General features: G+C 70.1%; 17 protein-coding genes. 9 read left to right on the top strand and 8 right to left on the bottom strand.

All coding sequences use genetic code 11. The features are described 5' to 3' along the window. Positions 1-39 precede the first annotated feature (39 nt). Genes IE069_RS09730 through IE069_RS09710 form a run of 5 tightly spaced genes read right to left on the bottom strand, consistent with a single transcriptional unit; the run spans position 40 to position 6,440 of the window. The gene (locus IE069_RS09730; RefSeq protein ID WP_189349954.1) at positions 40-2,427 is read right to left on the bottom strand and encodes a bifunctional salicylyl-CoA 5-hydroxylase/oxidoreductase; all 2,388 of its coding nucleotides are present in this window, start codon (positions 2,425-2,427) and stop codon (positions 40-42) included. Positions 2,428-2,441: 14 nt separating this feature from the next. Then, entirely contained in the window at positions 2,442-4,103 is a 1,662-nt protein-coding gene (locus tag IE069_RS09725; protein ID WP_189349952.1) for an AMP-binding protein, read from the bottom strand. 47 nt (positions 4,104-4,150) lie between these two features. Next, complete coding sequence (locus IE069_RS09720) at positions 4,151-5,059, bottom strand: acyl-CoA thioesterase (protein ID WP_189349950.1); 909 nt, start codon at positions 5,057-5,059, stop codon at positions 4,151-4,153. Then, positions 5,056-5,538, bottom strand: a complete 483-nt coding sequence (locus IE069_RS09715; RefSeq protein WP_189349948.1) for a cupin domain-containing protein — start codon at positions 5,536-5,538, stop codon at positions 5,056-5,058. The genes IE069_RS09720 and IE069_RS09715 overlap by 4 nt, the downstream gene beginning before the upstream one ends. Positions 5,539-5,588: 50 nt before the next feature. Next, the gene (locus tag IE069_RS09710; protein WP_189349946.1) at positions 5,589-6,440 is read right to left on the bottom strand and encodes a fumarylacetoacetate hydrolase family protein; all 852 of its coding nucleotides are present in this window, start codon (positions 6,438-6,440) and stop codon (positions 5,589-5,591) included. Between the two features lie 154 nt (positions 6,441-6,594). Between IE069_RS09710 and IE069_RS09705 the strand changes: the two genes are divergently transcribed. Further along, on the top strand, positions 6,595-6,999 hold the full coding sequence (locus IE069_RS09705) for a RidA family protein (RefSeq protein ID WP_189349944.1): 405 nt from the start codon (positions 6,595-6,597) through the stop codon (positions 6,997-6,999). Positions 7,000-7,071: 72 nt separating this feature from the next. On the opposite strand, the gene IE069_RS09700 is transcribed toward IE069_RS09705, so the two are convergent. Both IE069_RS09700 and IE069_RS09695 read right to left on the bottom strand, forming a co-directional pair. Further along, positions 7,072-7,941, bottom strand: coding sequence for a PaaX family transcriptional regulator (locus tag IE069_RS09700; protein ID WP_189349942.1), 870 nt, complete (start codon positions 7,939-7,941; stop codon positions 7,072-7,074). Beyond that, positions 7,938-8,405: an acyl-CoA thioesterase gene (locus tag IE069_RS09695; RefSeq protein WP_229791059.1), complete on the bottom strand. Its 468-nt coding sequence runs from the start codon at positions 8,403-8,405 to the stop codon at positions 7,938-7,940. The genes IE069_RS09700 and IE069_RS09695 overlap by 4 nt, the downstream gene beginning before the upstream one ends. A gap of 84 nt (positions 8,406-8,489) precedes the next feature. Here IE069_RS09695 and IE069_RS09690 point away from each other — a divergent pair, with 84 nt between their 5' ends. The 6 genes from IE069_RS09690 to IE069_RS09665 all read left to right on the top strand — a co-directional run bounded on the left by IE069_RS09690 (position 8,490) and on the right by IE069_RS09665 (position 14,228). Further along, positions 8,490-8,948 (top strand): glutaredoxin domain-containing protein, encoded by a 459-nt coding sequence (locus tag IE069_RS09690; protein WP_189349940.1) that lies wholly within the window; start codon positions 8,490-8,492, stop codon positions 8,946-8,948. 116 nt (positions 8,949-9,064) lie between these two features. After that, positions 9,065-9,361: an Asp-tRNA(Asn)/Glu-tRNA(Gln) amidotransferase subunit GatC gene (gene gatC / locus IE069_RS09685; protein WP_189349938.1), complete on the top strand. Its 297-nt coding sequence runs from the start codon at positions 9,065-9,067 to the stop codon at positions 9,359-9,361. A gap of 3 nt (positions 9,362-9,364) precedes the next feature. Further along, on the top strand, positions 9,365-10,912 hold the full coding sequence (gatA, locus tag IE069_RS09680) for an Asp-tRNA(Asn)/Glu-tRNA(Gln) amidotransferase subunit GatA (RefSeq protein ID WP_189349936.1): 1,548 nt from the start codon (positions 9,365-9,367) through the stop codon (positions 10,910-10,912). After that, the gene (gene gatB / locus IE069_RS09675; RefSeq protein WP_189349934.1) at positions 10,913-12,427 is read left to right on the top strand and encodes an Asp-tRNA(Asn)/Glu-tRNA(Gln) amidotransferase subunit GatB; all 1,515 of its coding nucleotides are present in this window, start codon (positions 10,913-10,915) and stop codon (positions 12,425-12,427) included. 303 nt (positions 12,428-12,730) lie between these two features. Continuing rightward, positions 12,731-13,255, top strand: a complete 525-nt coding sequence (locus IE069_RS09670) for a hypothetical protein (protein WP_189349932.1) — start codon at positions 12,731-12,733, stop codon at positions 13,253-13,255. 34 nt (positions 13,256-13,289) lie between these two features. Next, positions 13,290-14,228, top strand: coding sequence for an aminoglycoside phosphotransferase family protein (locus IE069_RS09665; protein WP_189349930.1), 939 nt, complete (start codon positions 13,290-13,292; stop codon positions 14,226-14,228). On the opposite strand, the gene IE069_RS09660 is transcribed toward IE069_RS09665, so the two are convergent. Further along, the gene (locus IE069_RS09660) at positions 14,225-15,154 is read right to left on the bottom strand and encodes a LysR family transcriptional regulator (RefSeq protein ID WP_189349928.1); all 930 of its coding nucleotides are present in this window, start codon (positions 15,152-15,154) and stop codon (positions 14,225-14,227) included. The two genes, IE069_RS09665 and IE069_RS09660, sit on opposite strands and share 4 nt — an antisense overlap. A 138-nt stretch (positions 15,155-15,292) precedes the next feature. Between IE069_RS09660 and tdh the strand changes: the two genes are divergently transcribed. Both tdh and IE069_RS09650 read left to right on the top strand, forming a co-directional pair. Next, positions 15,293-16,339, top strand: coding sequence for an L-threonine 3-dehydrogenase (gene tdh / locus IE069_RS09655; RefSeq protein WP_189349926.1), 1,047 nt, complete (start codon positions 15,293-15,295; stop codon positions 16,337-16,339). Between the two features lie 20 nt (positions 16,340-16,359). Further along, entirely contained in the window at positions 16,360-17,574 is a 1,215-nt protein-coding gene (locus IE069_RS09650) for a glycine C-acetyltransferase (protein ID WP_189349925.1), read from the top strand. The last annotated feature ends 28 nt before the right edge of the window (positions 17,575-17,602 follow it).

Here is a 17,602-nt window from a genome sequence, read left to right as displayed (position 1 = left end):
CCTCGAGATGAGGCGGCGGCCCTTCCGTGGGTCCGGCGGCTACGAGCCCACGGCGGCACCCTGCTTGCGCGGCTGCCAGCGCAGGTGCGGATCCGGCTCGTTCGCCTCGACGTCGCGCAGCAGCGACAGGCGCGGCCGGACCGCATCCGTCCGAGCGCTCGGCGGCTTGCGGCGGCCGGCCTTGTACTGCGGGATCCACTCCGCCCCGGCGCCCTTGTACTCCTGCTCCGCGGCGGCGTGGAGCGTCCACTGCGGGTCGTAGAGATGGGTCCTGCCGAGCGCGATGAGGTCCGCGCGGCCGGCCAGCAGGATCGAGTTGGCGTCGTCGTACGTGGAGATGGCGCCGACGGCGATGACGGAGACCCCGGCGGGTCCGGCGACCTCCTGGCGGATCCGGTCCGCATACGGCGTCTGGTAGCTGCGGCCGAAGGCCGGCTGCTCCTCCTTGCCGACCTGGCCGGTGGAGACGTCCAGGGCGGCGGCCCCGTGGTCGACGAAGGCCCGGGCGATCTCGACCGAGTCGTCGCCGGTGTTGCCGCCCTCGATCCAGTCCGTCGCCGAGAGGCGGACCGTGACCGGGATGGATGCGGAGACGGCATCCCGGACGGCGTCGAAGACCTCGAGGGGGAAGCGCAGACGGTTCTCGAGGGATCCGCCGTACTCGTCCGTGCGCTCGTTGGAGACGGGGGAGAGGAAGGAGGAGAGCAGGTAGCCGTGGGCCGCATGCACCTCGATCAGGTCGAAGCCGGCGTCCTCCGCGCGCCGTGCGGCCGCAGCGAACTCGGCGACGACCTGGTCCATGTCGGCGCGCGTCATCTCGCGCGGGACCTGGCTGGTCGGGCCGTACGGCTTCGCCGACGGGCCCATGACCTCCCAGTTGCCGGACTCCAGCGGTTCGTCGATGCCCTCCCACATCAGCCGCGTCGACCCCTTGCGGCCGGAGTGGCCGATCTGGGCGCCGATGCGGGCGGGGGACTCCGCGTGCACGAAGTCCGTGATGGACCTCCACGCGCCGGTGTGCCCGTCGTCGTAGAGGCCCGTGCAGCCCGGGGTGATGCGCCCGGCTGCGGAGACGCACACCATCTCCGTCATGACCAGGCCGGCGCCGCCGAGGGCCTTCGAACCCAGATGCACCTTGTGGAAGTCGCCGGGGACGCCGTCGACCGCCGAGTACATGTCCATGGGCGAGACCACGATGCGGTTCCGCAGCTCCAGCCCTCCGATCCGGTGCGGCTGGAACATCGCCGGCGCGACCTCGTCCAGCCCCTGGGACGAGGCGAAGGCGGCCTCGGCCTCGTGGGCGAACTCCGGGTCGCGCAGGCGCAGGTTCTCCTGCGTGATGCGGCGGCTGCGCGTGAGCAGGTTGAACGCGAACTGCGTCGACGACTGGTCCTTGTACTGGCCGATCGACTCGAACCACTCGAGCGAGGCCTGCGCCGCGCGCTGCGTCGATTCGACGACGGGGCGCCGCTCGGTCTCGTAGGCCGCGAGGGCGTCCTCGAGGCTCGCGTGCTCGTGAAGGCAGGCCGCGAGGGCCAGGGAGTCCTCCATGGCCAGCTTGGTGCCCGAGCCGATCGAGAAGTGCGCGGTGTGGGCGGCGTCGCCGAGCAGGACCACGTTGCCGTGTCGCCAGTTGCGGTTGCGCACCGTGGTGAAGTTCAGCCACTTCGAGTTGTTGGTCAGCACCTCGTAGCCGGCCAGCTCGTCGGCGAAGATCTCGCGGACCTTGGCGACGGCCTTCTCGTCGGAGACGCCGGGGGCGAAGAAGTCGTTCTCGGTCTCGTCGAAGCCGGCCGCGCGCCACACGTCGTCGGACATCTCCACGATGAACGTCGAACCGTCCTCGGAGTACGGGTAGCCGTGGATCTGCATCGTGCCGAATTCCGTATCCTTGACGAAGAACTTGAACGCCTCGAACACCTGGTCCGTGCCGAGCCACATGTACTTGTTGGGGCGGGGGTCCAGGCTCGGGCCGAACGCGTCCGCGTACTTGGTGCGGATCTGCGAGTTCAGGCCGTCCGCGGCGAGCACGAGGTCGTACTCTGCCTCCAGCTCCTCCACGGGGGGAGCCAGCGTGGAGAACCGGACGTCGACGCCGAGCTCGACGGTCCGGTGCTGCAGCAGCTGCAGCAGTTCCTTGCGGCTCATCGCGGCGAACCCCTGGCCGCCGACGGTGATCACCTCGTCCTTGAAGTGGATGTCGATGTCCGCCCAGCGGGCGAACCGCCGGCTCATGTAGTCCGCGACCACGGGGTCGGCGTTGCCGATCCCGCCCAGCGTCTCGTCGGAGAACACGACGCCGAAGCCGAACGTGTCGCTCGCGGCGTTGCGTTCGAAGACCGTCACCTCGTGGGACGGGTCGAGCTGTTTCATGAGCGCGGAGAAGTACAGGCCGCCCGGGCCACCACCTACGACTGCGATTTTCATGGTTCTTCCTTCGGCTAGTGCCCGGTCGCCCCGGCGGGGGACAGGTCGGCTGATACGTCTTCTTTCTCGACGAGCTGGCGGAGTTTGAAGTGCTGGAGCTTGCCCGACGGGTTGTGGGGGAGCTCGTCGACGAACCGCACCTCGCGCGGGTACTTGTACGGGGCGATGCGGGACTTGACGAAGTCCTGCAGCTCCTTGGCCTTCGCCCCGTCGGCGGTGGCGCCGTCGCGGAGGACGACGAACGCGCAGACGATGGATCCGCGCTCGGGATGGGGCCGGCCGACGACGGCGCTCTCGATGACGTCGTCGTGCTGATTGACGGCGGCCTCGACCTCGGGCGCGCCGATGTTGTAGCCCGAGGAGATGATCATGTCGTCGGAACGGGCCTGGTAGAAGAAGTACCCGTCCTCGTCCATGAGGAACGTGTCCCCGGTGACGTTCCAGCCGTCGATGACGTAGGCCAGCTGGCGGTCGTCGTCCAGATAGCGGCAGCCCGTCGGACCGATCACGGCGAGCCGGCCGGGGGTGTTCGGCGGGGCGTCTCCGCCCTCGGCGTCGATGATCTTGGCGCGGAATCCGGGGACGGCCACGCCCGTGGCGCCGGGCCGGATGTCGTCGCCCGCGGCCGAGATGAACACGTGCAGCATCTCGGTGGCGCCGATCCCGTTGACCAGCTCGATTCCGGTCGCCTCCTTGACGGCCTCCCACGTCTGGCTCGGCAGGTGCTCCCCGGCCGAGACGCCGACGCGCAGGCCGCGCAGCAGGTGGCCGCCGCCCTCCTTCAGGATCGCCCGGTAGGCGGTCGGCGCCGTGTAGAGGACGGTCGCGCCCCGTTCGTGCACGAGCTCGGCGAGCTCCATCGGGGTCGCCCGCTCGGTCAGCAGCGACGACGCGCCGAACCGCAGCGGGAACACCACCAGGCCGCCGAGGCCGAACGTGAAGGCGAACGGCGGGGACCCGGCCATCACGTCGTCCGGGCGCGGGGCGAGGATGTGCTTGGCGAACGTGTCCGCGTTGGCGAGGATGTCGCGGTGGAAGTGCATCGTGATCTTCGGGACGCCCGTCGTGCCCGAGGTCGGCCCCAGCAGGGCGACGTCGTCCGCGGCCGTCTCCACGTTTTCGAACGTGCCGTCCTTGCCCTCGCAGCGCCGGGTCAGGTCCGCCTCGTCGTCGCCGCCGTAGGCGATCAGGGGGATGTCTCCGATGGACTCGGGGACGTCGGCGACGAACCGGTGGTCCGAGAGCACCAGGGAGGGCTTGGTGAGGGTCGCGATCTTGGCGACTTCGGCGCCGCGCAGGATCGGCATGGTCGTCACGACGACGGCGCCGGTCTTGAGCACGCCGAGCCACGCGGCCACGATCCACGGGTTGTTGGGGCCGCGCAGCAGCACCCGGTTGCCCGGGACGATCCCGAGGTCCTCGGTGAGGACCCGGGCGACCTGGTTGGCGCGCCGGAGCAGGTCGCCGTACGACCACGACGGTCCGGAGGGCGTGTGCAGGGCGGGGCGGTCCGCCCCGAAGGACGCGACCGCGTCGTCGATCAGGACGGTCGCGGCGTTCATCTTCTCGGGGTACTGCACGTCCTCGATCGTGAACTCCAATGCGGGCCACTGGTCGGCGGGCGGCAGGTTGTCGCGGGCGAACGTGTCGACGTGCGCCGAGGGTGACAGCTCCATGACGGTGCCTTTCATTCCGTGCCCCTCCTCATCGAGGGGCGGAGGGTTCAGTGCGGGAGGCGGACCATGCCCTCTTGGGCGACGGTCGCGAGGAGCCGGCCGGAGCGGTCGAAGAACCGGCCGGTCGCGAGTCCGCGGTTGTTCTGGCTGGAGACGGCCTCCTGGGCGTACAGCACCCAGTCGTCCAGACGGCCGGGCCGGTGGAACCACATCGAGTGGTCCAGGCTCGCCGTCGCCAGACCCTCCGTCGCCCAGGGAGCGCCGTGCGCCCGGAGGATCGACTCGAGGATCGTGTAGTCGCAGACGTACGCCAGGGCCACGCGGTGGGCGTCGTCGGCACCCAGGCCGGCGACGGCGTCGTCGTCCAGCGGTGTGAAGGCCTTGATCCAGACGGCCTGGTGCCCGACCTGCTCCCCGTCGACCTCGAGGTAGACGGGCGAGGGGACGTGCCGCATGTCGAAGCTGCGGCCCGCCGACCAGTAGCGGGCGGCGTCGGTGTCGACCCCGTCGAGCGCCTCGGCGGCGCTGCGGACCGACTCCGGGGCGAGGCCGTCGACCGCTGCGGGGGCGGTCGACGCGAATTCCGGGCCGTCCTCCGGCACGTGGAACGAGCCCATCGAGACGTAGACCGGCTTGCCGTTCTGGAACGCGCGGACGTGGCGGGTCGAGTAGCCGCGCCCGTCGCGCAGCTTCTCGACCTCGTAGCGGACGGGTGCGCCGATGTCGACGGGGCGCATGAAGTAGCTGTGCATCGAGTGCAGGGTGCGGTCGGATCCCACCGAACGCATCATCGCCGTCGTGCCCTGGGCGACCATGTCGCCGCCGTAGGCCTTGGGCCACGGCACGTACTGCGTCGTGGCCTCGAAGGCGAGGTCGTAGACCTCGGCGCCGACTTCACGGAGCGCGGTGGCGGCGACGAACGTGTCCGATGTCAGGGGGCTGGTCACCTGGTTCATGCGCGGCGGTAGCCTTCCAGCGTCTCGTCCGGGACGTCGTCGAGGTTGACGACGAGGTTCTCCGGCGTCCGCGCCGTCAGCCACACGAGGTCCTCGGTGACGGACATGTTGGCCTCGACGTGCGGCATGAACGGCGGGACGAACACCCAGTCGCCGGCCTTCATGTCCTGGTATTGCGCATAGTCTTCGCCGAAGTAGATGCGGCCGTGCCCGCTCAGGACGTAGCCTCCGGTCTCGGCCTCCGCGTGGTGGTGCGGGAGCGAGCGGTAGCCGGGGGTGTTGGAGACCTGGCCGAACCAGATCTTCGTGGCCGGGGTGTGCTGGATGCTGACGCCGGAGACGCGCACGCAGTCGCCGGACTGCATCGTGTTCGTGTCCTCCTCGCCGGCGCGGGTCACGACCGGGACGACGTTGCCGTCCTCGCCGGCGTAGATGGAGTTGTCGCCCTCGTAGATGTACTCGGTGGTCTCGCTGCTCATGTTCTGTCCTTTCATCGGAAGGGGTGGGCCGGGCGACGCCCGGGTGGTGGTCAGGTCAGGCGGACGCGGTTCTCGAGGCGTCCGATGCCGTCGATTTCGGTGGCGACGACGTCGCCGTCGCGCAGGAAGCGGGGCGGTTCCATGCCCATGCCGACGCCGCCGGGGGTCCCGGTCAGGACGAGGTCGCCCGGCCGGAGCGTCGTGAAGCGGCTGATGTAGGAGAGCAGCCTGGCGGGCCCGAAGACGAGCGTCCGCGTCCGGCCCTCCTGCACGAGGTCGCCGTTGACGTAGCCGCGGACGGTGAAGCCGTCGCCGGCGAACCGCGTGGATTCGACCTCCTCGGGCGTCACCATGACCGGCCCCACCGGTGTCGTCGCATCGAACGCCTTGCCTTGGAACCACTGGAGCGTGCGGCGCTGCCAGTCGCGCATCGAGATGTCGTTGGCGACGGTGTAGCCGGCGATGGCGGCCTCGGCCTCGGTCTCGTCGGCGTCCGTGAGGGTGCGCCCGACGACGACGCCCAGCTCCGCCTCCCAGTCCACCTGGGCGCTCGCCGAGACGGCGATGTCGTCGGCCGGTCCCGTCAGCGTGTCGGCGAACTTGGCGAACAGCGTCGGGTACTCGGGCAGGTCGCGGCCCATCTCGGTGATGTGGTCGGCGTAGTTCAATCCGCAGCAGATCACCTTGCCGGCGCGGGGTACGAGCGGGCCGATCCGCACGCCGTCCTCGTCCAGGCGGACCGGCGCCGCACCGGAGGCGCGGGCCACGTCGACCCTTTGGCGCCAGTCGCTCCCGGCCAGCAGCGCACCCAGGTCCGGAGCGTCCAACGGCACGAACGCCCCGTGGCCGACGCCGACGGCGGCCGTCGTCGTCCCCGCGATGGAGAGGGTGGTGAGTTTCATGCTGCGCGGACCTCCGGTGAGTCGATCGATTCGTGTGTGTCGACTTTTTTACGGTCGTCACATATGCTCAACGTAGCACGGCTCACATTTCAGGACCAGAGTCCGGGCGAAGATTTTTCATTCCAGATCCGATCCCATCGAACAGGAGCAAGACATGACTGAAGGAAACGTCCTCATCAACCCGGCATCGATGGCGAAGCCGTCCGGCTTCTCCCATGGCGTCCTCGCCGCGAACACGGTCTTCCTGGCCGGGCAGACCGCACTGGACCAGGACATGAACATCGTCCCCGGCGGCATCGTCGAGCAGTTCACGCAGGCGTTCTCCAACGTCCTGACGACGCTGACGGAGGCGGGCGGCCGCCCGGAGGACCTGGTCAGCGTGACGATCTACCTCACGGACGTCGACGACTACATGGCCAACGGCCGCGAGATCGGGCGGATCTGGAGGAAGATGGCGGGGACGGAGTATCCCGCGATGGCGGGCATCGGCGTCAGCCGCCTGTGGCAGAAGGAGGCGCTGATCGAGGTCCAGGGCATCGCGGTCATCCCCGAGCGCTGACCGGTTCGGCGGCGAACGCCCGGAGCGGGCCGGCAGACTGGCCGGTCCGCCCCGGGCGTTCGCGCGTGGTCCCTACTCGAGCAGGGTGTGCGCGTGCTCGGAGGCCAGAGGGGAGATCAGGTCGTGCACGCCGAAGAAGATCTCGCGTGCCTGCGGCCCCCGCCATCCGCTCGGGAGGTACTCGAGCGGCAGGCCGGGGTCGCGGTACGGCAGTCGCCGCCAGAGGGTCAGCATGGGGATGTAGTACCGGAAGGCGGCGCGACGCAGCAGGCCGGTCTCCTCCGCGGACGCGCCGGACGGCTGCTCCAGCAGGGCCCGCCAGTCGGCGAGCCCGCTGCCGTAGTACTCCATGAACTCGTCGACCTGCCCGGAGAGCGTTTCCAGATCCCACCATTCGGAGACCTTCTCCCGCATGCGTCCGGCCGCGAGCTCCTCGCCGTCGTAGGCTCCCGTGAAGAACTCCACGTACTCGGTCAGGCCGCGGGCTTCGAGCCGCCGCTTCGCGCCCGGCAGGACGTTCGCGGGGGCGATCCACGTGCCCGAGGCCATGGCGCCGAATCCGAGGCGCGTCAGCTCGGTGCGCAGCTGGTGGCGGCGGTCGCGCTTGGACTCGGGGACGGAGAAGATCGCCAGCACCCACTGCCCGTGGGTGCTGGCGCGGTACGGCGCGAAGATCCTCGCGTCGCCCTCCTCGATGATCTCGAGCGTGCCCGCCGACAGGCTGTACGTGGCGGCACCGCCCTGCTTCTCGCTCGTCAGGACGCCCTTCGACTTCATGCGCGAGACGGCGGAGCGGACGCCGGGGGCCTCGTGGCCGAGGTCCCCGAGCAGCTGGATCAGCGTCGAGACGGGCAGCGCGCCGGTGCCCTCTCGGCCGTACAGTCCGTAGATCGTGAGGATCAACTGCTGGTGCCGGATCGGCGGAGCCGGGATCTCGATCATCGAGGTCCGCCCTCGGCGGGGCTGACGGCGGCGCGCACCGCGTCCGGCCACGGCCGGGCGCTCGCGGCGCCCGCGGGGACGTGTGCGACGACGATGGTCCCGTGGGCGGCCACCGTCTCCGGCCGCTGCTCGTGCGCATGCCCGACGACCTCGAAGGCCAGCGTGAGCGAGGTGCGGCCGATCCGCTGCACGGTCGCCGTCGCGGTCACCTGCTGGCCGAACCACAGCTTCGAGGTGAAGTTGACGACCTGCTGCACGCGGGGGGCCGACGGGAAGTACTCCGGGAGCTCGAGCTCGCGGAACAGCTTGGCCTCGGCCGCCTCGACCCAGCGGATAACCGCCGAGTTGTGCTGGTGGCCGGAGGCGTCCGTGTCGACCCACTCGACGGTCCGCAGCACGCTGGCCGTCGACGGCTGCGCCCGGTCGACGGTGAATTTCGGAAGTGTCTTGGAAGGATCGGCCACGCCTCCATGCTAGATCGACCGCTGACGATCGCCAAGAATCCGACATGCCCGCCCGCGGCCCCGGCGGACGGATAGGGTGGGGCCATGCGTCGAATCTTCGCCAATGCCTGGGTCCTGACCGTTCTCGTCATCCTGCTCGCGGCCGTCATCCTTGCCCGCGCGGTCTCCGGCGACAGCGTCGACGCGGTCGCCGTCGTCTTCAGTGTGGCGCTCGTCGGATTCGGGGTCTTCACGGGCATCTCGCTGCTCGCCGGATCGCAGCCGGACGCCGGCGTCGACGAGCACGTCGAGCGCGGGGGAGTGGTGGTCTTCTGGCGGCCGGGCTGCACCTTCTGCCTCCGGCTGATGTGGACGCTGCGCGCCCGCCTGGGCGACGTCTACTGGGTGAACATCTGGAAGGACGACGACGCCGCCGCCCGGGTGCGCAGCATCAACAAGGGCAACGAGACGGTCCCGACGCTCGTCACGGACACCGAGACCTTCGTCGCCACGGACCGGCCGCGCGCCCGCGCCCTGGTCGAGGCCCGCGCCGGGCGCCGCTAGAGCGCACGCCGCGCCCCGCCGTCGTGCCGGCTTCTCGGACCGGCGCGTGCAACGAGCGGACCGGCGCTGGAATAGAATGAAACGCGAACCACCGACCCAACCACTCTGGGAGCTACATGTCTGCCATCAGCCGTGAGGACGTAGTCCACCTGGCCCGGCTTGCGCACATCGAGATGAACGATGCGGAGCTGGACAAGATGACCGGCGAACTCGCCGTGATCGTCGACTCCATCGCAGCCGTCAGCGAAGCCGCCGGGGACGACGTCCCGGCCACCAGCCACCCGATCCCGCTGCAGAACGTCCTGCGCGAGGACGTCGTGGGCAAGACCCTGACGCCCGAACAGGCACTGCAGAACGCACCGGACGCGGACGAGAACCGCTTCAAGGTCCCGGCGATCCTGGATGGGGAGTAAACAATGAGCGAGATCATCGAACTGTCCGCCTCCGCGCTCGCCGAGAAGCTGCGCGCCGGCGAGACCACGTCCGTCGAGGCCGTGCAGGCCCACCTCGACCGCATCGCGGCCGTCGACGGAGGCGAGCGCGGAGTTAACGCCTTCCTGCACGTCAACGCCGAGGAGGCCCTCGCTGTGGCCGCCGAGGTCGACGCCATCCGCGCGGCCGGCGGCGCCGAGGCCGAGGCCCTGCACCCGCTGGCCGGCGTTCCGATCGCGGTGAAGGACCTCATCGTCACCGTGGGGCAGCCGACCACGGCGGGCTCGAAGATGCTCGAGGGGTGGATGAGCCCGTACGATGCGACCGTGATCGAGAAGATCCGCGCCGCGAAGCTGCCGATGCTCGGCAAGACCAACCTGGACGAGTTCGCCATGGGCTCCTCCACCGAGCACTCCGCGTACGGCAACACCCGCAACCCGTGGGACCTGGGCCGCATCCCGGGCGGCTCCGGGGGCGGGTCCGCCGCCGCCGTCGCCGCGTTCGAGGCGCCGCTGGCCCTCGGCACCGACACCGGCGGCTCGATCCGCCAGCCCGGCGCCGTCACCGGCACCGTCGGCGTGAAGCCGACCTACGGCTCGGTCTCGCGCTACGGCGCGATCGCCATGGCCTCGTCGCTGGACCAGATCGGCCCGGTCACCCGCACCGTGCTCGACTCCGCGATCCTGCACGAGCTCATCGGCGGCCACGACGAGCGCGACTCCACCTCGCTGGCCGACCCCGTTCCGGCTCTCGCCGAAGCGGCGCGCAAGGGCGCCACGGGCGACCTGACCGGCGTGCGCGTCGGCGTCATCAAGGAGCTGACCGGCGAGGGCTACGAGGCCGGCGTCCAGGCACGCTTCGACGAGTCGCTCGAGCTCATGAAGGCCGCCGGCGCGGAGATCGTCGAGGTGCACTGCCCGAACTTCAAGTACGCGCTTGGCGCCTACTACCTGATCATGCCGAGTGAGGTCTCCTCCAACCTCGCCAAGTTCGACGGCGTCCGCTACGGGAAGCGCGTCCTGCCCGAGGACGGGCCGATGACCATCGAACGCGTCATGGGCTCGACCCGCGCCGCCGGATTCGGCGACGAGGTCAAGCGCCGCATCATCCTGGGCACCTACGCCCTCTCGGCCGGCTACTACGACGCCTACTACGGCTCGGCGCAGAAGGTCCGCACGCTCGTGCAGCGGGACTTCGACGCCGCGTTCGAACAGGCCGACGTGCTGGTCTCCCCGACGAGCCCCAACGTCGCCTTCGAGTTCGGCTCCAAGTCCGACGACCCGCTGGCGATGTACCTCAACGACGTCGCCACCATCCCGGCCAACCTCGCCGGCGTCCCGGGCATCTCCGTCCCGGGCGGCCTGTCCGAGGGCCTGCCGGTGGGCATCCAGTTCCTGGCCCCGGCCCGCGAGGACGCCCGCGTCTACCGTGCCGGAGCGGCCCTGGAGAAACTGCTCGAGGACAAGTGGGGGTCGCCCCTGATCAACCAGGCGCCTCAGCTGGCCGCCGCAATCGAGGAAGGTGCTGCCTGAATGAGCGCTGCAACCGAGACCCTGGTCGACTACGACGAGGCGCTGGACACCTATGATCCGGTCCTCGGGTTCGAGGTCCACGTCGAGCTGAACACCAAGACGAAGATGTTCTCCTCGGCACCGAACGCCTTCGGCGACGAGCCGAACACCAACGTCAACGAGGTCGACCTCGGCCTGCCGGGCGTCCTCCCGGTGGTCAACAAGTCCGGCGTCGAGTACGCGATCCTGATCGGCCTCGCGCTGAACTGCCAGATCGCCGAGACGTGCGGCTTCGCCCGCAAGAACTACTTCTACCCGGACACCCCGAAGAACTTCCAGACGTCGCAGTACGACGACCCGATCGCCTTCGACGGGTACCTCGACATCGAGCTCGAGGACGGCGAGGTCTTCCGCGTGGAGATCGAGCGCGCCCACATGGAGGAGGACGCCGGCAAGCTGACCCACATGGGCGGCGCGGCCGGCCGCATCCAGGGCGCCGACTTCTCCCTGGTGGACTACAACCGCGCCGGCGTCCCGCTGGTCGAGATCGTCACGAAGCCGATCGTCGGCGCCGGCAAGCGGGCCCCCGAGCTCGCCAAGGCGTACGTCGCGGCGATCCGCGAGATCGTGAAGAACCTCGGCGTCTCCGACGCCCGCATGGAGCGCGGCAACGTCCGCTGCGACGCCAACGTCTCCCTCATGGCCAAGGACGCCACCGAGTTCGGCACGCGCACCGAGACCAAGAACGTGAACTCGTTGCGCGCGGTCGACCACGCCGTGCGCTTCGAGATCTCCCGCCAGGCGGGCGTGCTCAACGCCGGGAACAAGGTCGTCCAGGAGACCCGGCACTGGCACGAGGACACGCGCACGACGACGTCGGGCCGCCCGAAGTCCGACGCCGACGACTACCGCTACTTCCCGGAGCCGGACCTCGTCCCGATCGTCACCACCGAGGCCTGGATCGAGGAGCTGCGTTCCCGACTTCCGGAGCCGCCGGCCGAGCGCCGCAAGCGCCTGCAGGCCGACTGGGGCTACGCGGACGCGGAGTTCCGCGACGTCGTCAACGCCGGCCTGGTGGACGCCATCGAGGAGACCATCGCCGCCGGCGCGTCCGCGGCCGTGGCCCGCAAGTGGTGGATGGGCGAGATCTCCCGCCTGGCCAAGAACGCCGACGTCGAGCCGACCGAGCTGGGGGCGACCCCGGCGACGATCATCGAGCTGAACTCGCTGATCGAGGGCAAGAAGATCAACGACAAGATCGCCCGTCAGGTGCTCGAGTACGTGATCGCCGGTGAGGGCTCGCCGAGCGAGATCGTCGACAAGCGCGGCCTCGCCGTCGTGAACGACGACTCCGCACTGGGTGCCGCCATCGACGACGCCATGGCCGAGATGCCCGGTGTCGTCGAGAAGATCAAGGGCGGCAAGCTGCAGGCCGTCGGCGCGCTGATCGGCCCGGTCATGAAGGCAACGCGCGGGCAGGCCGACGCCGGCCGCGTCCGCGAGATCGTGCTGGAGAAGCTCGGCGTCGAGGGCTGACCCGCCCACTGCACGCCTCGGGACGACGCCCCGATTCGAATGGCCGCCTGGATTCCTTCCAGGCGGCCATCGCCGTGCCGGATCCGGAGGGGTCCAGGAGGAGATGACCCCGTCGAGGACGCTCTTCCAGTTCTTCCGCCCGGCCGGCACGAACCTGTACTCGGTGCCGTCCCAGGTGGCGACACCGAGCGTGTTCGGCGCCAGTGGGAGGAGCCCGAGGAACCTGGTCCAACCAAGGGCGCTCGAAACAATACGCCGCGAACAGGTGTCGCCTGCGGGGACGTATTGCGAGACAATGTCCGCATGGGATACAGCCCGGAGACGCGCAAGCACGCCAGGTCGCGCTGGGTCGTGGCCGTGTACGTCGCCGTCGGCGTGTTCGTGGTGGGCGCGCTGATAGCCCTCGCCTTCACCGTGATGATGCCCCGTTCGCCGGCCCCGGCCCCGGAACCGACCGGAGCACCGCCGTCGTCCGCCCAGGTCTCACCCGTGTCCCCCTCCGCCGGCGCCGAATCGCCGGGCGGGCCGAGCGCCCTGCCCACCGAAGGACTGCCCGAACCCGGCGGCCAGCCGGGCGACGGCGAACCCCGCCCCGCCGACTGGGTCGGGGACTCGCAGATCCGCGTCCAGACCTTCGGCAGCTCGAGTTGCCCGGCCCGGCTGGAAAGGGTGGAAGCCACCGCCGCCGACGAGCTGACGGTGTACTTCGATTCCGACTACGGCAACCAGGCCTGCACCATGGACTACGTCGGCACCGAGCACATCGTCGACGTGCCGGAGGAGGCGGACGGACGCCCGCTCATGGTCCGCGTCGTCGTAGAGCAGTAGGAGCCGCAACGCGCGGAACCACTAGGGTGGAGAGATGAGTCTTCCGCCGGCCGACGTCGAGATCACCGACGACCTCGTCGGTCTGCTGCTGGCGGGCCAGCACCCCGACCTCGCACACCTGCCGGCGGCGCGTGCGGCCACCGGCTGGGACAACGTGGTCTACCGGCTCGGCGAGGAGTACGCGGTCCGCCTGCCGCGCCGGCGCTCGGCCGCGGAGCTGCTCCGCCACGAGATCGAGCACCTGCCCGCACTCGCGCCGAACCTGCCCCTGCCGGTGCCGGCCGTCCTGCGGACGGGGCGACCCGGGTACGGCTACCCGTACGAGTGGGCCGTCGTGCCGTGGTTCCCCGGCCGGAGCGCGGCCCTCGCCGAGCCCGCCGAGCGCGACGGGTACGCCGCCGAACTGGGGCGGTTCCTGGCCGCCATGCACGCCGAGGCCGCCGGCCGCGCGCCGACGAGCGTCTTCCGGGGCACCGGTCTCGCGCTGCGCCAGGCCGCCGTCGAGCACCGGCTGGCCGAGTTCGGCAATGGACTGTTCTCACCTGCGGCCAGCGAGGGCTTCGGTCCGGGCAGCGTGGAGGTCCTGCGCCGAATCTTCGCCGACGGTCTGGCCGCCGATGTCCACCCGGGCGTCCCGCTGTGGCTGCACGGCGACCCCCATCCGCACAACGTGGTCTTCGGCCCGGACGGGACGCTGGCGGCCGTCGTCGACTTCGGGGATCTGACCAGCGGCGACCCGGCCGGCGACCTCGGCATGGCCTGGCTGCACTTCACGCCCGCGGGGCGGGCGGAATTCCGCTCGGCGTACGACGACGCGGCCGGCGTCGCACCGGAGGCCGCGGACGCGCTGTGGCGCAGGGCGCGGGGCTGGGGCGTGCACTACGCGCTGATCGCGATCCTGCAGGATCCCTCTGAACCGCTGCACGGCGTCGGACGACACGCGGTCGCGACGCTCCTGGGCGAGCTGGCCTAGCCGGGCGATTCGGACGGCGGCGCGGCGGCGACGATGCGGCGCACCGTGTCGCGGATGGCCTCGACGACGTCGCGGATCGAGGCGCGGTGCAGGTGCTCGGCGCGGACCAGCAGGTCGATCTGGCGGCCCGCGGTGAGGCCGCGGATCGGCCGGAGCGTCACCGTCTCCGGGATCGCATGGCGGGTCGTGTAGCGCGGCAGGATGCCGAGGCAGCCGCCGGCCCGGACCAGCGCGGCGACCGTGGCGTAGTCGTTGACCCGGTGCCGGACCGTCGGCGCCCGCCCTGCGGTGGCCGCGATGGTCTGCAGCACGTCGTCAGGGGAGTAGCCCGAACGCGAGACGACCCACGGTTCGGCGATGACCTGGGACGCGTCGAGGCTCTCGAACCGGGCCAGCTCGTGGTCGGTGCGCAGGGCGATGTCCAGCGGTTCGAAGGCCAGGGGGACGACGGCCACCTGGCCCTCGGGCCACGGGCTCGTGTGCCGCATGCGGTGCGCCAGCACGAGGTCGTACCGCGCGGCCAGGGCGGGGAACTGCTGCTGTGAGACGTCCTCGTCGAAGAAGTGCAGCTCCGGCAGGTCCCGCTCCTCCTGCGTGAGCAGGGGAGCGAACACGGTCTGTCCGATCGAGTGGAAGCCGGCCACGCGCACGGGCGCCCTGTGCGCGGCGCTGCCGTCCGAGATCTCGCCGCGGGCTCTCGCCAGAACCGCGGCGATCTCGGCACCGGCATCAGCAAGGACCCGGCCCTCGTCGGTCAGGGCGAGCGACCGTCCGTCTTTTCTCGTCAGCGGCACGTCGACGGACCGCTGCAGCTGCGACAAATGCTGCGAGATCGCCGAGGGCGAGACGAACATCTCGCGGGCGACGGCGTTGACGGAGCCGAGATCTCCGAGCTCGCGCAGAATGCGCAGTTGATGCAGGTCCATGAAGTAGATGCTAAATCATCGCTTGAGGAGATAGCAGGATTTCTAATGTGTCGATCTGTGCGTTTCACTGCAACACTTGAATCGACATCGTGACGATGCGCGCCGCACAGGCGTGCTCGAGTGAGGACGACAGCCAGGATGAAAGCACTGTACAAATCCGGCCCGCAGGCCGGGTTCGACTTCGTCGACCGGCCCGAACCGGTCACCGGCGCGCACGACGTCAAGATCCGCGTGATGACCACCGGCATCTGCGGCACCGACCTGCACATCCAGGCGTACGACGACGCCGCGGCCGCCATGATCGCCGCCCCCATGATCCCCGGGCACGAGTTCTACGGCGAGGTCGTCGAGGTCGGCGACCTGACCACGCACGTCGCCGTTGGCGACCGCGTCTCCGGCGAGGGCCACGTGGTGTGCGGGATGTGCCGGAACTGCCGCGCCGGCCGCCGGCAGATGTGCATCAACACCTCGTCGGTGGGCGTCCAGCGCGACGGGGCCTTCGCCGAGTACGTCGTGATCCCGGAGACCAACGTGTGGGTCCACAAGTCCGACGCCGTCACGCCGGAGCTGGGCGCGATCTTCGACCCCTTCGGCAACGCCGTCCACACGGCGTTGTCCTTCCCGATCGTCGGCGAGGACGTCCTGATCACCGGCGCCGGGCCGATCGGGCTCATGGCCATCGGCGTCGCCAAGCACGCCGGGGCCCGCCGGGTGGTCATCACCGACGTCTCGGAGCCGCGGCTCGACCTGGCCCGCGCGGCCGGGGCAGACCTGGCCATCAACGTCGCAGACACCCGCATCGCCGCCGCACAGGACGAGCTCGGACTCGTCGAGGGCTTCGACGTCGGGCTCGAGATCTCCGGGCACCCGTCCGCGCTGCCGGAGATGATCGACAACATGAACCACGGCGGCCAGATCGCGATGCTCGGGCTGCCCAGCGCCTCGATCGACATCGACTGGGGCAAGGTCGTCACCCACATGCTCACGCTCAAGGGCATCTACGGCCGCGAGATGTACGAGACCTGGTACGCCATGAGCGCCATGCTCGACTCCAACCCGCGCCTGCGGGAGTCGATCGCCGGGGTGGTGACCGACGTCGTGCCGGCCGCCGACTGGGAGCGCGGCTTCGCCATCGCCCGCGACGGCCTCAGCGGCAAGGTCGTCCTCGACTGGCGCAACGTCTAAGAACTACTCAAGAGGGATACATGTACACCGATCTGAAAGACCAGCTCGCCGCCGAACTCGCAGAGATCGAGACGGCCGGGCTATACAAGCACGAGCGCCACATCGACTCGCCCCAGTCCGCCCGCATCAAGGCCGGCCCGCTGGGCGGGGTGGCGGCCGACGTCGTGAACTTCTGCGCCAACAACTACCTCGGCCTCGCCGACGACCCGCGGATCATCGAGGCGGCGAAGACCGCGCTGGACGAACGCGGCTTCGGCATGGCCTCGGTGCGCTTCATCTGCGGCGCGCAGGACGCCCACTTCGAGCTGGAGGCCAAGGTCTCCGCGTTCCTCGGCACCGAGGACACCATCCTCTTCTCGAGCTGTTTCGACGCCAACGGCGGCGTCTTCGAGTCGCTGTTCGGCCCGGCCGACGCGATCATCTCCGACGCGCTGAACCACGCCTCGATCATCGACGGCATCCGCCTGTCGAAGGCGTCCCGCTTCCGCTACAAGAACCAGGACCTCGCCGACCTCGAGGCCCAGTTGCAGGCCGCCGCGGCGATGAACGACGGCGCCGGCCCCCGCCGCTCCGTCGTCGTCACCGACGGCGTCTTCTCCATGGACGGCTACCTGGCGCCGCTCGAGGGGATCTGCGACCTCGCCGAGCAGTACGGCGCGCTGGTCATGGTGGACGACTCGCACGCCGTCGGCTTCATGGGGGAGACCGGTGCCGGGACGCCCGAGCACGCCGGCGTCTCCGAGCGGGTGGACATCTACACGGGGACGTTCGGTAAAGCCCTCGGCGGCGCGTCGGGCGGCTACGTCTCCGGCCGCGGCGAGATCGTGGCGATGCTGCGGCAGAAGGCGCGGCCGTATCTGTTCTCCAACTCGCTGGCGCCGTCGATCGTGGCCGCGACGATGACCGCCCTGGACCTCGTGAAGGAGTCGGGCGAGCTGCGCACGCGCCTCTTCGACAACGCCGCCTACTTCCGGGCGCAGATGGGCGGGGCCGGCTTCGACCTCCTCGACGGCGAGCACGCGATCGTCCCGGTCATGTTCGGCGACGCCGTCGTGGCCTCGAGGATCGCCGCCGAGATGCTCGAGCGCGGCATCTTCGTCACCGCGTTCAGCTTCCCGGTCGTGCCCAAGGACACCGCCCGCATCCGGGTGCAGCTCTCCGCCGCGCATTCGCGCGAGGACATCGACGCAGCGGTGGCCGCGTTCGTCGCCTCCCGGGAGGCGGTTCTGGGCTAACCAGAACCGCCGTCAGCTTTCACTAATT

It is taken from the genome of Zhihengliuella salsuginis (assembly GCF_014651715.1).
GTDB classification, from domain to species: Bacteria; Actinomycetota; Actinomycetes; order Actinomycetales; family Micrococcaceae; genus Zhihengliuella; species Zhihengliuella salsuginis.
Note: the sequence above shows the minus strand (reverse complement) of the source record. Positions and strands in the feature narration are given on the sequence as shown.

What these genes read in the sequence shown, in the direction of transcription:
- IE069_RS09730 (WP_189349954.1), bottom strand. Translation starts at nt 2,427, where the DNA reads ATGAAAATCGCAGTCGTAGGTGGTGGCCCGGGCGGCCTGTACTTCTCC.
- IE069_RS09725 (WP_189349952.1), bottom strand. Translation starts at nt 4,103, where the DNA reads ATGGAGCTGTCACCCTCGGCGCACGTCGACACGTTCGCCCGCGACAAC.
- IE069_RS09720 (WP_189349950.1), bottom strand. Translation starts at nt 5,059, where the DNA reads ATGAACCAGGTGACCAGCCCCCTGACATCGGACACGTTCGTCGCCGCC.
- IE069_RS09715 (WP_189349948.1), bottom strand. Translation starts at nt 5,538, where the DNA reads ATGAGCAGCGAGACCACCGAGTACATCTACGAGGGCGACAACTCCATC.
- IE069_RS09710 (WP_189349946.1), bottom strand. Translation starts at nt 6,440, where the DNA reads ATGAAACTCACCACCCTCTCCATCGCGGGGACGACGACGGCCGCCGTC.
- IE069_RS09705 (WP_189349944.1), top strand. Translation starts at nt 6,595, where the DNA reads ATGACTGAAGGAAACGTCCTCATCAACCCGGCATCGATGGCGAAGCCG.
- IE069_RS09700 (WP_189349942.1), bottom strand. Translation starts at nt 7,941, where the DNA reads ATGATCGAGATCCCGGCTCCGCCGATCCGGCACCAGCAGTTGATCCTC.
- IE069_RS09690 (WP_189349940.1), top strand. Translation starts at nt 8,490, where the DNA reads ATGCGTCGAATCTTCGCCAATGCCTGGGTCCTGACCGTTCTCGTCATC.
- gatC (WP_189349938.1), top strand. Translation starts at nt 9,065, where the DNA reads ATGTCTGCCATCAGCCGTGAGGACGTAGTCCACCTGGCCCGGCTTGCG.
- gatA (WP_189349936.1), top strand. Translation starts at nt 9,365, where the DNA reads ATGAGCGAGATCATCGAACTGTCCGCCTCCGCGCTCGCCGAGAAGCTG.
- gatB (WP_189349934.1), top strand. Translation starts at nt 10,913, where the DNA reads ATGAGCGCTGCAACCGAGACCCTGGTCGACTACGACGAGGCGCTGGAC.
- IE069_RS09670 (WP_189349932.1), top strand. Translation starts at nt 12,731, where the DNA reads ATGGGATACAGCCCGGAGACGCGCAAGCACGCCAGGTCGCGCTGGGTC.
- IE069_RS09665 (WP_189349930.1), top strand. Translation starts at nt 13,290, where the DNA reads ATGAGTCTTCCGCCGGCCGACGTCGAGATCACCGACGACCTCGTCGGT.
- IE069_RS09660 (WP_189349928.1), bottom strand. Translation starts at nt 15,154, where the DNA reads ATGGACCTGCATCAACTGCGCATTCTGCGCGAGCTCGGAGATCTCGGC.
- tdh (WP_189349926.1), top strand. Translation starts at nt 15,293, where the DNA reads ATGAAAGCACTGTACAAATCCGGCCCGCAGGCCGGGTTCGACTTCGTC.
- IE069_RS09650 (WP_189349925.1), top strand. Translation starts at nt 16,360, where the DNA reads ATGTACACCGATCTGAAAGACCAGCTCGCCGCCGAACTCGCAGAGATC.